The following is a 13,034-nucleotide window of genomic DNA, read 5'->3' as shown; positions in this document are numbered from 1 at the left end:
TAAGGCCGCGTCCAGCGCGTCAAAGATCGGCGCGTTGGGGAGACTGGAGGCCCTGCGTTGATCTACGGAGGCACGATGTCCGGACAGTCCGCCAGTACGGGAGCCCCCTCCGGAGGCACCGAGGCCGCCGAGACCGCCGACGGCACAGGGCTGCGGCGCAGTCTCGGCTTCCGGGACCTCGTCGTCTACGGTCTGCTCTTCATCGCCCCCATGGCGCCGGTCGGCGTCTTCGGCACGCTCGACGCGAAGTCGCACGGCGCCGTCGCCCTCGTCTATCTGATCGCCACGGTCGCGATGGCATTCACCGCTTTCAGCTACGCGCAGATGGTGCGGGTGGTGCCCCAGGCGGGGTCCGTCTTCGCCTACGCGCGCGCGGGGCTCGGAAAGGGCCCCGGGTTCATCGCCGGGTGGATGGCGATGCTCGATTACCTGCTCATCCCGGCGGTCGCCTATCTCTTCTCCGGTATCGCCATGAACGCGCTCGTCCCCTCGGTGTCCCGGTGGGTGTGGACGGCGATCGCGGTGCTCATCACGACCGCGCTGAACCTCTGGGGGGTGCGGGCGGCGGCGCGGGTCGGCTTCGCGGTGCTCGCCATGGAGGTCGTGGTCCTGATCGTCTTCATCGTCGCGGCGGTGGTCGTCCTCGTCCAGGACGGGGCGCGGCGGGACTGGCTGTCGCCGCTGACGGGCGACGGCTCGCAGGGCGCGTTCGCCCTCTCGGCGGTGGTGGGGGCGGTGTCGATCGCCGTCCTGTCCTATCTGGGCTTCGACGCGATCGCCTCCTTCGCGGAGGAGGTGACGGGCGGCTCGGCGAAGGTCGCGCGGGCGGTGCTGTTCTGTCTGGCGCTCGCGGGTGTGCTGTTCGTCGCCCAGACGTATCTGGTGGCCCTCCTTGAGCCGCTGTCCTCCGCCGAGCTGGCCGCGGAGCCGGGGAAGCAGGGGACCGCTTTCTACGATTCCGTGGACTCGGCGGCCGGGGCGTGGCTGCACGATCTGGTGGCCGTCAGCAAGGCGATCGGCGCGGCGTTCGCCGCGCTGGCGGGGCAGGCCGCGGCGGGACGACTGCTCTTCGCGATGGCGCGGGACCGGCGGCTGCCGAAGGTGCTCTCCCGGACGGACTCCGGGACGCCTCGGGTGGCGCTGCTGTGTGCGGCCGTGGTGACGCTGGTGGCGGCGGTGTGGGCGGCTCGGCGGGACGACGGGATGGACCACCTGGTGTCCGTGGTGGACATCGGGGCGCTTACGGCCTTCCTGTTGCTGCACGCGAGCGTGGTGGGGTGGTTCGTGGTGCGGCCTGGGCGCGGGCGCCGGGGTGACGGGTTCAGTTGGTGGCGGCATCTGCTGATCCCTGTGCTGGGGGCGTTGATCGTGGTGGCCGTTATTTGGGAGGCGTCGGGCTCGGCGCAGGTCGTGGGGGCGGTTTGGTTGGGGGTGGGGTTGGTGGTTCTTGTTGTTCAGGGGGCGCGGCGGGTGTCCTAGGCGCCGCTTCGCGGCGAATCTCTCCCACCCACCCACCCGTTTGCCCCGCGCCGGATCGGCGGGGTAGGGGCCGTTTGCCCCGCGCCGGAGCCGCACCGTAGGGGCCGTTGCCCCGCGCCGGATCCGCGCCGAACAGGCAGCCCTGGGCTGTCACACCCTCCCGCTAGGCTCGCCGCATGGCTCTCAACACGTCCGCGGACGCGCCGCTGCCCGTGGGGCAGGTGTCGCGGCTCATCGGTGGCTGGATCGACCGGCTCGGCGCCGTCTGGGTCGAGGGGCAGATCACCCAGCTGTCCCGCAGACCGGGCGCCGGCGTCGTCTTCATGACGCTGCGCGACCCGTCGCACGACATCTCGGTGAGCGTCACCTGCTACCGCCAGGTGTTCGACGCCGTGGCGGACGTCGTCTCCGAGGGCGCCCGCGTCGTCGTCCACGCCAAGCCGGAGTGGTACGCCCCGCGGGGCCAGCTGTCCCTGCGGGCCGCCGAGATAAGGCCCGTCGGCGTCGGGGAACTGCTCGCGCGGATCGAGCAGTTGAAGAAGAGCCTCGCCGCGGAGGGCCTCTTCGCGCCCGAGCGCAAGAAGACGCTGCCCTTCCTGCCGCAGCTCATCGGCCTGGTCACGGGCCGCGCGTCGGCCGCCGAGCGGGACGTCCTGGAGAACGCCAGGCACCGCTGGCCCGCCGTCCGCTTCGAGGTGCGCGCCGTCCCCGTCCAGGGCGTGCACGCGGTGCCGCAGGTCGTCCAGGCCGTGCGGGAGCTGGACGCCCTCGACGAGGTCGACGTGATCATCGTGGCGCGGGGCGGCGGCAGTGTGGAGGACCTGCTGCCCTTCTCGGACGAGCAGCTGATCAGGGCGGTGGCGTCCTGCCGTACGCCCGTGGTCTCGGCGATCGGGCACGAGCCGGACAACCCCCTCCTGGACTACGTGGCCGATCTGCGCGCCTCCACCCCGACCGACGCCGCCAAGAAGGTCGTCCCGGACGTCGGCGAGGAGTACGAGCGCGTACAGGCCCTGCGCGAGCGCGCCCGGCGCTGCATGGACGCCTTCCTCGACCGCGAGGACCGCGGCCTCGCGCACGCCCTGGGCCGCCCCTCCATGGAGCATCCGCACCGCATGGTGGAGGAGCGCGAGGAGCAGGTCTCGGCCCTCGCCGACCGCGCCCGCCGCACGCTCGGGCACCTGCTCGACCGGGCCTCCTCCGAGCTGACGCACACCCACGCGCGCGTGGTGGCCCTCTCCCCCGCCGCGACCCTCCAGCGGGGGTACGCGGTGCTCCAGAAGGCGGACGGCGCGGTGGTCAGGGCACCTGAAGAGGTGGGCGCCGACGAGGAGCTGCGGGCCCGCGTCGCCGAGGGCGAGTTCACCGTACGCGCCGAGCGCACCGCATAGCCCGAGCGCACCGCATAGCCCGGGCCGCGTAGGCCCAAGTCACATAAGCCACGCAAGCCGCATGAACCGAACAAGCCGACGATTAGGGTGGGCGCATGACCAGCAAGACGGACGAGGCCACGGGCCCGGCGGACGCGCTCGGATACGAGCAGGCGCGGGACGAGCTGATCGAGGTCGTACGCCGCCTGGAGACCGGCGGCACGACCCTGGAGGAATCGCTCGCCCTGTGGGAGCGGGGCGAGGAGCTGGCGAAGGTGTGCCGCCGCTGGCTGGACGGCGCGCGCGCCCGCCTGGACGCGGCCCTCGCGGGCGAGGAGGCCGGGGGCGCGCGGGGCGGCGAGGGCGCCGGGGACGACGACCAGAGCTGACCGCGCGTGATCCTGTGAGGCGGATCACGGGGACCCCGTTTTGGTTGAATCTTAAACGTCAGCTGTCGTAGTGTCGTGAGTGCCACTGATCCACAGCACGTATCGAGAAGGTAGATCCATGTCTCTCGCCCTTGACCCCGCCGCCCAGGACCTGCTCTTCCGCGAGGCCCGCACCGCGAACACCTTCACCGACGAGCCGGTCACCGAGGAGCAGGTCCAGGCGATCTACGACCTGGTCAAGTACGGCCCGACCGCCTTCAACCAGTCGCCGCTGCGCGTCACCCTGGTCCGCTCCCCCGAGGCCCGCGAGCGCCTGGTCGCGCACATGGCCGAGGGCAACCGCCCGAAGACCGCGACCGCGCCGCTGGTCGCGATCCTCTCCGCGGACAACGAGTTCCACGAGGAGCTGCCGGCGCTGTTCCCGCACTTCCCGCAGGCCAAGGACGTGTTCTTCGCCGAGCGCCCGGCCCGTGAGCAGGCCGCGCTGGTGAACGCCACCCTCCAGGCCGGCTACTTCATCGTCGGTGTCCGCGCCGCCGGTCTGGCCGCGGGCCCGATGACCGGCTTCGACTTCGCGGGCGTCCAGAAGGAGTTCCTGGACGACGACCACACCCCGCTGATGGTCGTCAACATCGGCAAGCCGGGCGAGGACGCCTGGTTCCCGCGCTCCCCGCGCCTGGCCTACGACGACGTCGTCACCACGGTCTGAGCGACACAGCGACCCAGCTGACCGCTCAGCCACGCGAAGGGCCCCCGGCACACCGCCGGGGGCCCTTCGCGTGCTCAGCGCCGCACGGTCACGCCGTGCCGCGCGCTCACGCCTTCTTCATCTCCAGCGACTCCGCCATCTTCGCCAGCTGCCGGAAGGGGGCCGTGCCGGTGACGACCGTCGTCGCGCCCTTCTCGGTGCTCACCAGGGCGTCGTACGTCGAACCCTTGTAGCGCTGCCACGTCCGGCCGCCGATCTTCTCGGTGGCGTCGGTCCTCGTGGCCTCCTGGGTGGCGTCCTCGATGAACTTGGCGGGCTTGGCGGTGGACTGCTTGACCGCCACGTACTCGCCGTCCGGGTCGAGGAAGCCCAGGTGCCAGTCGTCGTGCTCGGCGCCGTTGAACCGCACGGACGTCGGCTTCCACGCCTTGGACAGACCCTCGGGCGCCGCCACGGGATACGCCGCGGCCCGCCGGGCCGTCAGCAGCTCCACGCGGTAGTCGACCCGCTTGACCGGGGTCTTGGACTCGTCATGCGGGACGAAGATGTAGATCACGCCCGCGACCAGGGTGATCACCACCAACGACCACAGCATGTTCTTGACGGTCTGGTTGCCTTGTCTGCCTGCCACGCCTCCATGGTCTCAGGCGCGGAACGCGCGCCTTCCCCCGGTGCCTCCCCCGGCGTCCGGTCCGCTCATGCGTAGGGCCCACTGCTCATTTTGTCGACCTACGGATAGAGTCGTCACAATCCCTCATCCGGCCGTCGTCGTATCAGCAGAGAGGTGCGTCCCGATGACCGAGCATCATCTTCCGTCCGAGCTAGAGGTCTCCCCCGAGGCTCCCGACCGCAACCTCGCCCTGGAGCTAGTCCGGGTCACCGAGGCAGCCGCCATGGCCGCGGGCCGTTGGGTCGGCCGCGGCGACAAGAACGGCGCGGACGGCGCCGCGGTCAGGGCCATGCGGACCCTCGTCCACACCGTCTCGATGAACGGCGTCGTCGTCATCGGGGAGGGCGAGAAGGACGAAGCCCCGATGCTCTTCAACGGAGAGCGCATCGGCGACGGCACCGGCGCCGAGGTCGACATCGCCGTCGACCCGATCGACGGCACCACGCTGACCGCGAAGGGCATGCCGAACGCCATCGCCGTCCTGGCCGCCGCCGACCGCGGCGCGATGTTCGACCCGTCCGCCGTCTTCTACATGGACAAGCTGGTCACCGGCCCCGAGGCCGCGGACTACGTCGACATCAACGCGCCCGCCTCGGTCAACATCCGCCGCGTCGCCAAGGCCAAGAACTCCTCGCCCGAGGACGTCACGGTCATGATCCTCGACCGCCCCCGCCACGAGGGCATCGTCAAGGAGATCCGCGAGACCGGCGCCCGCATCAAGTTCATCTCCGACGGCGATGTGGCCGGCTCGGTCATGGCCGTGCGCGAGGGCACCGGCGTCGACCTGCTCATGGGCATCGGCGGCACCCCCGAGGGCATCATCTCGGCCTGCGCGATCAAGTGCCTGGGCGGTGTGATCCAGGGGAAGCTGTGGCCCAAGGACGACGCCGAGCGCCAGCGCGCCCTCGACGCCGGACACGACCTGGACCGCACGCTCTCGACCGACGACCTGGTCAAGGGCGACAACGTCTTCTTCGTCGCCACCGGCATCACCGACGGCGAGCTGCTCCAGGGCGTCCGCTACCGCGCGGCCACCGCCTCGACGTCCTCGCTGGTCATGCGCTCCAAGTCGGGCACGATCCGCAAGATCGACTCCGAGCACCGGCTCTCGAAGCTGCGCGCCTACAGCGCCGTCGACTTCGACCGCGCGAAGTAGCGGGAACAGCGGCGGGCCGGAGAGAACGGTTCGTACGGCGGAGGGGGCGTCCCGTGCGGGGGACGCCCCCTCCGTCATGAGTCCGGGGGCCGTGGTGAGCCGCGCCGCGGTGAGTCCGGGGGCCGCCCGCGCGGCCCGCCTACCCGGCGGCGGCGATGCCCGTCGCGTGCGCCGCCTTCTGCAGTTCGAGGTCGCGCCTGCGGCGGCGGGCCAGGACCACGCGGCGCTCGGCGGCGGTGAGTCCGCCCCACACGCCGTACGGCTCGGGCTGGAGCAGGGCGTGCTCGCGGCACTCGACCATCACGGGGCAGCGGGCGCAGACCCGCTTGGCCGCCTCCTCGCGCGAGAGCCTGGACGCGGTCGGCTCCTTGGACGGGGCGAAGAACAGTCCGGCCTCGTCGCGGCGGCACACGGCTTCCGTGTGCCATGGGGCGTCGTCGGTCCGATCCCGCGCCGGCCCCCGCTGAGCCGGGACAGCGGCGACCTGCAAGGACTGATGCGACGGTTGCAGCACGGTCTACTCCTGACGACGGCTTCGCGAGCGAGAGACGATGCAGCAAGCTCTACCCGCTGTGTGCGCGCCTATGCACTGAGTTCCGATGCGCCGGAGCCTCGGGCTCCCGCCGCGGGGCCCCGGCCGTCAGTGCCCGAGGTGCTTGCGCAGCCGGCGGTGCAGGTCATGGACGCGCTTGCCGCGCTTGGCCCGCGCCTCGACGCTGCCGAGGACCGCGACGCCGTCCACGAAGACGACCGGGGCGTCCTGCTCGGCGGAGTCGAGCGTGTCCACCTCGAAGTTGCCGAGGACGCCGAGGCCGCTGCCGCGCAGCGAGACGTTCTCCGGCACGCGGATCTCGACCGAGCCGAAGATCGAGACCGCCTTGATCATCACCTGGCGCTGCTCGAAGATCGCCTCGCTCAGGTCTATCTCGACGCTTCCGAAGATCGCGTACGCGTGGGTGCGGCGGGCCACCCGCCAGCGGCCCTTGCGGACGGAGCCGCTGAGCACCGCGACCATGTTCTCGTCGGCGACCGGCGGGACCGCTCCCGGGGACGGGCGGGCCGGGGCGCGCTCGGGCGTGGACCCGGCCCGGGGCTGCTCCTGGGCGGCGGGCAAGTCGCCGACCAGCGGGCGCAGTTCGGCCATGGTCTTGGCGCGGTAGACCCCTTCGACGCGGTCCGCGTGCTCCTCGGCGGTCAGCCGGCCCTCGGCCAGCGCCTCGCGGAGGATGTCGGCCGTGCGGTCGCGGTCGGCGTCCGAGGCGCGGAGGGAACCCGGCTCGGCTGCGGCGGGAGCGGGCTGCGGGAGGCGCTTTTCGAGGTCCACGCCAGCAGCGTATCGAAACGCGATAGATCGCGACTAGCCTCTGTGGACAACCGGCGCGGCGGGCCCCGCACCCTACTGAGCCTTACCTCACAGACCCGGTCCGCCGGGCGCGTTCTACGCTGGTTGGCGCGTTGCCAATGGAGGCCGCGCCGCTGTCTGCCGAGTGAGGAATGGCCGAAATGCCAGAGTTTGAATACTCCGATCTGCTCCCCCTGGGAGAGGACACCACCCCCTACCGGCTGGTGACCTCCGAGGGTGTCTCCACCTTCGAGGCCGACGGGCGGACGTTCCTCAAGGTCGACCCGGAGGCTCTGCGCACGCTCGCCGCCGAGGCGATCCACGACATCCAGCACTATCTGCGGCCCGCGCACCTGGCCCAGCTGCGCCGCATCGTCGACGACCCCGAGGCGTCGTCCAACGACAAGTTCGTCGCGCTCGACCTGCTGAAGAACGCGAACATCGCGGCCGCGGGCGTGCTCCCCATGTGCCAGGACACCGGCACGGCGATCGTGATGGGCAAGCGCGGCCAGAACGTCCTCACCGAAGGCGAGGACGAGAAGGCGCTCTCCCGGGGCGTCTTCGACGCGTACACGAAGCTGAACCTGCGCTACTCCCAGATGGCCCCGCTGACCATGTGGGAGGAGAAGAACACCGGCTCCAACCTCCCGGCCCAGATCGAGCTGTACGCGACCGACGGCGGCGCCTACAAGTTCCTCTTCATGGCCAAGGGCGGCGGCTCGGCCAACAAGTCGTTCCTCTACCAGGAGACGAAGGCCGTCCTGAACGAGGCCTCCATGATGAAGTTCCTGGAGGAGAAGATCCGCTCTCTGGGCACGGCCGCCTGCCCGCCGTACCACCTGGCGATCGTCGTCGGCGGCACCAGCGCCGAGTTCGCCCTGAAGACCGCGAAGTACGCCTCCGCGCACTACCTGGACGAGCTGCCCTCCGAGGGCTCTCCGACCGGTCACGGCTTCCGCGACAAGGAGCTGGAGGAGAAGGTCTTCGAGCTGACGCAGAAGATCGGCATCGGCGCGCAGTTCGGCGGCAAGTACTTCTGTCACGACGTACGCGTGGTGCGCCTGCCGCGCCACGGCGCCTCGCTGCCCGTCGCGATCGCCGTCTCCTGCTCGGCCGACCGCCAGGCGACCGCGAAGATCACCGCCGAGGGCGTCTTCCTGGAGCAGCTGGAGACGGACCCGGCGCGCTTCCTGCCGGAGACGACCGACGAGCACCTCGACGAGTCGGCGGACGTCGTCCAGATCGACCTCAACCAGCCGATGGACGCGATCCTCGCCGAGCTGACCAAGCACCCGGTCAAGACCCGCCTCTCGCTGACCGGCCCGCTCGTCGTGGCCCGCGACATCGCGCACGCCAAGATCAAGGAGCGGCTCGACGCGGGCGAGGAGATGCCGCAGTACCTGAAGGACCACCCGGTCTACTACGCCGGTCCCGCGAAGACCCCCGAGGGTTACGCGTCGGGCTCCTTCGGGCCGACCACGGCGGGCCGGATGGACTCCTACGTGGAGCAGTTCCAGGCCGCGGGCGGCTCCAAGGTGATGCTCGCCAAGGGCAACCGCTCCCAGCAGGTCACCGACGCGTGCGGCGCGCACGGCGGCTTCTACCTCGGCTCGATCGGCGGTCCGGCCGCGCGCCTGGCCCAGGACTGCATCAAGAAGGTCGAGGCCGTCGAGTACGAGGAGCTCGGCATGGAGGCGGTCTGGAAGATCGAGGTCGAGGACTTCCCGGCCTTCATCGTCGTCGACGACAAGGGCAACGACTTCTTCCAGAACCCGGCCCCCGAACCGACGTTCACGCACATCCCGGTGCGGGGCCCGGGCCTGGCGTAGCACCCGTAAGGGGCGCGCCCCGTCAGGGGACGCGCCCCGTCAGGGGCGTGGGCCTGGCGTAGCACAGGCGCGGGTGCGCCCCGTCAGGGGCGCGGGGAACTGCGCGACCAGCCACGACGCACCCGCAGAAAGCCAACCCCTCAGGCGAACCGCTGATTCGCAGTCCCGGCACACTTCTGAAGCCGCACCGGCTCCGTGCCCCCCGCAAGGGTCAGACACAGCCCACTCGCGGCAGCGGGCCGCACGGTCCCGCCCTCCCGGACGAACTTCTGGTTGCCACCCCCGTGGCAGTTCCACAGCACCACGGCGGCGCCTTCCTTGTAGGCGCCGTCGGCCACGTCCAGGCACCGGTCCTGGGTCAGCCCCGTATGCAGGGACCCTCGCGACTCGTCGTACCACCAGATCTGGTTGCGATTACCCGTGCACTCCCAGCCCTGCACCTTCGTGCCGTTGCGGCTCTTGGACGCGTCGACGTCCACGCACGTACCGGTGCCCTCGTTCCTCAGGGGCTTGAACATGTCGTCCCAGGCGCCCTCGTACAGCTTCGGGCTGCCCGTGCTCGCCGGGTCGGCACAGCTGGCCTCGCGCTTGCCGGAGGCGTACAGCTGGGTGAGGCAGGACGCGAAGGCGGCGTGGCCGCGCGCGTTGGGGTGGAAGGACTGGCGTACGGAGTTGGAGTCCGGCGGGAACGGATTGGTCACGTCCACGTAGAGGCCGCGTGCCCAGGTGTCCTCCATGCAGACCTCGTGGCCGTGGAAGAGGCGGGAGTTGTCGAGGTAGGTCGCGCCCGCGTTCCTGGCGGCCCTGCGCATGCCCTTCTCGAAGGTCGGCACCGCGTAGTTGCGGCCCCACTCGGTGTCGGAGTCGTAGCCGAGCCCGCCGCAGGCCAGCTTGCCGGGGAACTTGGGGTTGTCGCGGAAGTCCGGGCCGATCGGGCTCGGGTAGCCCATGGCGACGAGCTGGTAGTCGCCCTCCTGGTAGCCCGCGTCCTTCATGACCGTCTTCAGGTCGCGGAGGGACTGCTCGACCTTGGGCACGAGGGCGTCCACGCGCGCCTGCCAGCCGTCGTGGTACTTGCCCGCGCACGCACCCTGGCTGAGCAGGTAGCGGGTGACGCAGTCCGTCATCACCGGCGAGAACTGGAGGTCGTCGTTGGCGCCGACGACGAGCAGGATCGTCTTGATCCTCGTGTTGCGCGCCTTGATGGCGAGGTTGTCGCTCTGCACCAGCTCGTCGGCGTACTGCTTCTGGCCGCCGATCCTGATGTTGACCGTCTGGGCCCCCGAGCAGGCGACGTTGTACGTCACGTCGGCGGGGATGCCGGTGCGGTGGATCGCGGCGTCCGGCGAGCGGTGGCACCAGTTGTCGGGGCCGTCGGTGCCCGGTTCGTACGTCCCCACGCCCTCGCCGGAGATCTCGCTGTCACCGAGCGAGATCAGGCCGGTCTTGCGGTCGGCCATCGGGCGCTCGGCAGGGCTGCCGTACAGCTTGGTGGCCTCGGCCGCCCGGATCTTCTCCAGCTCGGGCGGGAGCGGGGTCGACACGGGCGCCTGCGCCTCGCTCCCGCCCGCCGCCTGCGCGGGTGCCGCCGCCGTGCCGAGCACGGCCGCCATCGCGACGGCTGCCGCGAACGAACATCGCAGACGGGACCGTCCACTGCGTCTGATGCGCTCCATTGCGCCTCCCCGGTGTGGTGTTACCCAGGGTTTTTACTGGTGGGTAGCAGGCTTGGGAATACCTGGAACAAGACAAGTGCTCAACTTTTCACGGGGTTTGAGCGGAGAGGTAGGTTCAGGGCATGACCAGCGACGCCAGCGACGACCGCACCGGCAGCACCGGGATCGACACCGGCAGCAGCACCGGCGGGTACCGGACCGAGCACGACTCCATGGGTGAGGTGCGGGTGCCCGCACACGCCAAGTGGCGTGCCCAGACCCAGCGCGCGGTGGAGAACTTCCCCATCTCGGGCCAGCGCCTGGAGCGGGCCCACATCGCCGCCCTCGCCCAGATCAAATCGGCCGCCGCCAAGGTGAACGCGGAGCTGGGCGTGCTCGACAAGGACATCGCCGGCGCCATCGCGGAGGCGGCGGCCGAGGTCGCCGACGGGCGCTGGGACGCGCACTTCCCCGTGGACGTCTTCCAGACCGGCTCCGGCACCTCGTCGAACATGAACACGAACGAGGTCCTCGCCACGCTCGCGACGGAGCGGCTCGGCCGTGACGTACACCCCAACGACCACGTCAACGCCTCGCAGTCCTCGAACGACGTCTTCCCGTCCTCGATCCACATCGCGGCGACGAGCGCGGTCACCGGCGATCTGATCCCGGCCCTCGAACACCTCGCCGCCGCCCTGGAGCGCAAGGCCGAGGAGTTCGCGGACGTCGTGAAGTCGGGGCGTACGCATCTGATGGACGCCACCCCGGTCACCCTCGGCCAGGAGTTCGGCGGGTACGCGGCCCAGGTGCGGTACGGCGTCGAGCGCCTGAAGGCCTCCCTGCCGCGCCTGGCCGAACTGCCGCTCGGCGGCACGGCCGTGGGCACCGGCATCAACACCCCACCCGGCTTCTCCGCGGCCGTCATCGCCGAGGTGGCGCGGGCCACGGGGCTGCCGCTGACCGAGGCGCGCGACCACTTCGAGGCGCAGGGCGCGCGGGACGGCATCGTCGAGACCAGCGGGCAGCTGCGGACCATCGGCGTGGGCCTGACCAAGATCGCCAACGATCTGCGGTGGATGGCGTCGGGTCCGCGCACCGGCCTCGCCGAGATCAACCTCCCCGACCTCCAGCCCGGTTCGTCGATCATGCCGGGCAAGGTGAACCCGGTCATCCCGGAGGCCGCGCTGATGGTCGCGGCGCAGGTCACCGGCAACGACGCGACGGTCGCGGCGGCGGGCGCCGCGGGCAACTTCGAGCTGAACGTCATGCTTCCGGTGATCGGCAAGAACGTACTGGAGTCGATCCGGCTGCTCGCCAACGTCTCCCGCCTGCTCGCCGACCGGACCGTCGACGGCATCACCGCCAACCGCGAACGCGCCAGGGAGTACGCCGAGTCGTCGCCGTCCGTCGTGACGCCGCTCAACAAGTACATCGGCTACGAGGAGGCGGCGAAGGTCGCCAAGAGGTCCCTGGCCGAGCGCAAGACGATCCGCGAGGTCGTTCTGGAGTCCGGCTACGTCGACCGGGGCGACCTCACCCGGGAGCAGCTGGACGAGGCACTGGACGTACTGCGCATGACGCGCCCCCAGGCGTGACGGCTCCCCGGTGACCCCGGTGACCCCGGGGACTCCGCTGACCCCCGGGGCCGGCACAGGAGGGGCGTCTAATATCTGTCCATGACAGACCTCGACGGGAAGACGACGGACGGTGACGGTGCGGCGGCCCGGTGGGCCCCCGGCGACCACATCCTGTGGCGGTACCGGGAGAACGCCGGGGACCACGTGCACATCTGCCGTCCCGTCACCGTCGTCCAGGACAGCGAGGAGCTGCTCGCCGTCTGGATGGCGCCCGGCACCGAATGCGTCAAGCCGGTGCTGGCCGACGGAACCCCCCTGCACCACGAGCCCCTGGCCACCCGCTACACCAAGCCGCGCACGGTCCGCAGGGACCGCTGGTTCGGCACCGGCGTCCTGAAACTGGCCCGCCCCGGCGACCCGTGGTCGGTCTGGCTCTTCTGGGAGCCGGGCTGGCGGTTCAAGAACTGGTACGTGAACCTGGAGGAACCGCGCGCCCGCTGGTCGGACGGCGTGGATTCCGAGGATCACTTTCTGGACATCTCCGTGCGCCCCGACGGCAGCTGGCGCTGGCACGACGAGGACGAGTTCGCCGAGGCCCTGCGGGTGGGTCTGATGGACGCGGAAAAGGCCGCTGACGTACGTGCCGCCGGGCGGGCCGCCCTTGACGTGATCGACGCCTGGGGGGCACCGTTTTCGGACGGCTGGCAACACTGGCGTCCCGATCCGTCCTGGGTCGTACCACCCCTTCCGGATGACTGGGACCGTACGCCCGCGCATGTGTCCTCATGAGACCCTTGATGCGCCCCCGTGGTTCAAACGTAGGATCGTCCTCCGCAAGGGCGCACAGCGACAACTCCG

General features: G+C 70.8%; 12 protein-coding genes. 8 read left to right on the top strand and 4 right to left on the bottom strand.

The features are described 5' to 3' along the window. Nucleotides 1-75 precede the first annotated feature (75 nt). The 4 genes from DMA15_RS23770 to DMA15_RS23755 all read left to right on the top strand — a co-directional run bounded on the left by DMA15_RS23770 (nucleotide 76) and on the right by DMA15_RS23755 (nucleotide 3,947). A complete protein-coding gene (locus DMA15_RS23770; protein WP_125514798.1) occupies nucleotides 76-1,479 on the top strand; it encodes an APC family permease in 1,404 nt (467 codons plus the stop codon). A gap of 176 nt (nucleotides 1,480-1,655) precedes the next feature. After that, the gene (xseA, locus tag DMA15_RS23765) at nucleotides 1,656-2,870 is read left to right on the top strand and encodes an exodeoxyribonuclease VII large subunit (protein WP_125514797.1); all 1,215 of its coding nucleotides are present in this window, start codon (nucleotides 1,656-1,658) and stop codon (nucleotides 2,868-2,870) included. A 95-nt stretch (nucleotides 2,871-2,965) separates the two neighbouring features. Further along, nucleotides 2,966-3,238, top strand: a complete 273-nt coding sequence (locus tag DMA15_RS23760; protein WP_125514796.1) for an exodeoxyribonuclease VII small subunit — start codon at nucleotides 2,966-2,968, stop codon at nucleotides 3,236-3,238. A gap of 118 nt (nucleotides 3,239-3,356) precedes the next feature. Then, nucleotides 3,357-3,947, top strand: coding sequence for a malonic semialdehyde reductase (locus tag DMA15_RS23755; RefSeq protein WP_125514795.1), 591 nt, complete (start codon nucleotides 3,357-3,359; stop codon nucleotides 3,945-3,947). A gap of 106 nt (nucleotides 3,948-4,053) precedes the next feature. Here the strand turns inward: DMA15_RS23755 and DMA15_RS23750 are convergent, their stop codons facing one another. Beyond that, nucleotides 4,054-4,578 (bottom strand): DUF4245 domain-containing protein, encoded by a 525-nt coding sequence (locus tag DMA15_RS23750; protein WP_125514794.1) that lies wholly within the window; start codon nucleotides 4,576-4,578, stop codon nucleotides 4,054-4,056. 163 nt (nucleotides 4,579-4,741) lie between these two features. Between DMA15_RS23750 and glpX the strand changes: the two genes are divergently transcribed. Beyond that, on the top strand, nucleotides 4,742-5,773 hold the full coding sequence (glpX, locus tag DMA15_RS23745; protein WP_125514793.1) for a class II fructose-bisphosphatase: 1,032 nt from the start codon (nucleotides 4,742-4,744) through the stop codon (nucleotides 5,771-5,773). Nucleotides 5,774-5,912: 139 nt separating this feature from the next. On the opposite strand, the gene DMA15_RS23740 is transcribed toward glpX, so the two are convergent. Both DMA15_RS23740 and DMA15_RS23735 read right to left on the bottom strand, forming a co-directional pair. Beyond that, a complete protein-coding gene (locus tag DMA15_RS23740; RefSeq protein WP_125514792.1) occupies nucleotides 5,913-6,287 on the bottom strand; it encodes a WhiB family transcriptional regulator in 375 nt (124 codons plus the stop codon). A 126-nt stretch (nucleotides 6,288-6,413) separates the two neighbouring features. Continuing rightward, nucleotides 6,414-7,097, bottom strand: coding sequence for a DUF1707 domain-containing protein (locus tag DMA15_RS23735; protein ID WP_125514791.1), 684 nt, complete (start codon nucleotides 7,095-7,097; stop codon nucleotides 6,414-6,416). 179 nt (nucleotides 7,098-7,276) lie between these two features. Between DMA15_RS23735 and DMA15_RS23730 the strand changes: the two genes are divergently transcribed. Continuing rightward, nucleotides 7,277-8,944 (top strand): fumarate hydratase, encoded by a 1,668-nt coding sequence (locus DMA15_RS23730; protein WP_164551809.1) that lies wholly within the window; start codon nucleotides 7,277-7,279, stop codon nucleotides 8,942-8,944. A 140-nt stretch (nucleotides 8,945-9,084) separates the two neighbouring features. Here the strand turns inward: DMA15_RS23730 and DMA15_RS23725 are convergent, their stop codons facing one another. Beyond that, nucleotides 9,085-10,620 carry a ricin-type beta-trefoil lectin domain protein gene (locus DMA15_RS23725; protein WP_125514789.1) on the bottom strand — a complete coding sequence of 512 codons (1,536 nt, stop codon included), beginning with the start codon at nucleotides 10,618-10,620 and terminating at the stop codon, nucleotides 9,085-9,087. Nucleotides 10,621-10,742: 122 nt separating this feature from the next. Here DMA15_RS23725 and DMA15_RS23720 point away from each other — a divergent pair, with 122 nt between their 5' ends. Together DMA15_RS23720 and DMA15_RS23715 are read left to right on the top strand one after the other, a co-directional pair. Next, nucleotides 10,743-12,194 carry a class II fumarate hydratase gene (locus DMA15_RS23720; RefSeq protein ID WP_125514788.1) on the top strand — a complete coding sequence of 484 codons (1,452 nt, stop codon included), beginning with the start codon at nucleotides 10,743-10,745 and terminating at the stop codon, nucleotides 12,192-12,194. A gap of 81 nt (nucleotides 12,195-12,275) precedes the next feature. Beyond that, entirely contained in the window at nucleotides 12,276-12,965 is a 690-nt protein-coding gene (locus DMA15_RS23715) for a DUF402 domain-containing protein (RefSeq protein WP_125514787.1), read from the top strand. The last annotated feature ends 69 nt before the right edge of the window (nucleotides 12,966-13,034 follow it).

Source organism: Streptomyces sp. WAC 01529, assembly GCF_003945545.1.
Lineage (GTDB): Bacteria > Actinomycetota > Actinomycetes > Streptomycetales > Streptomycetaceae > Streptomyces > Streptomyces anatolicus.
This window is presented reverse-complemented; position numbering and strand designations above follow the sequence as displayed.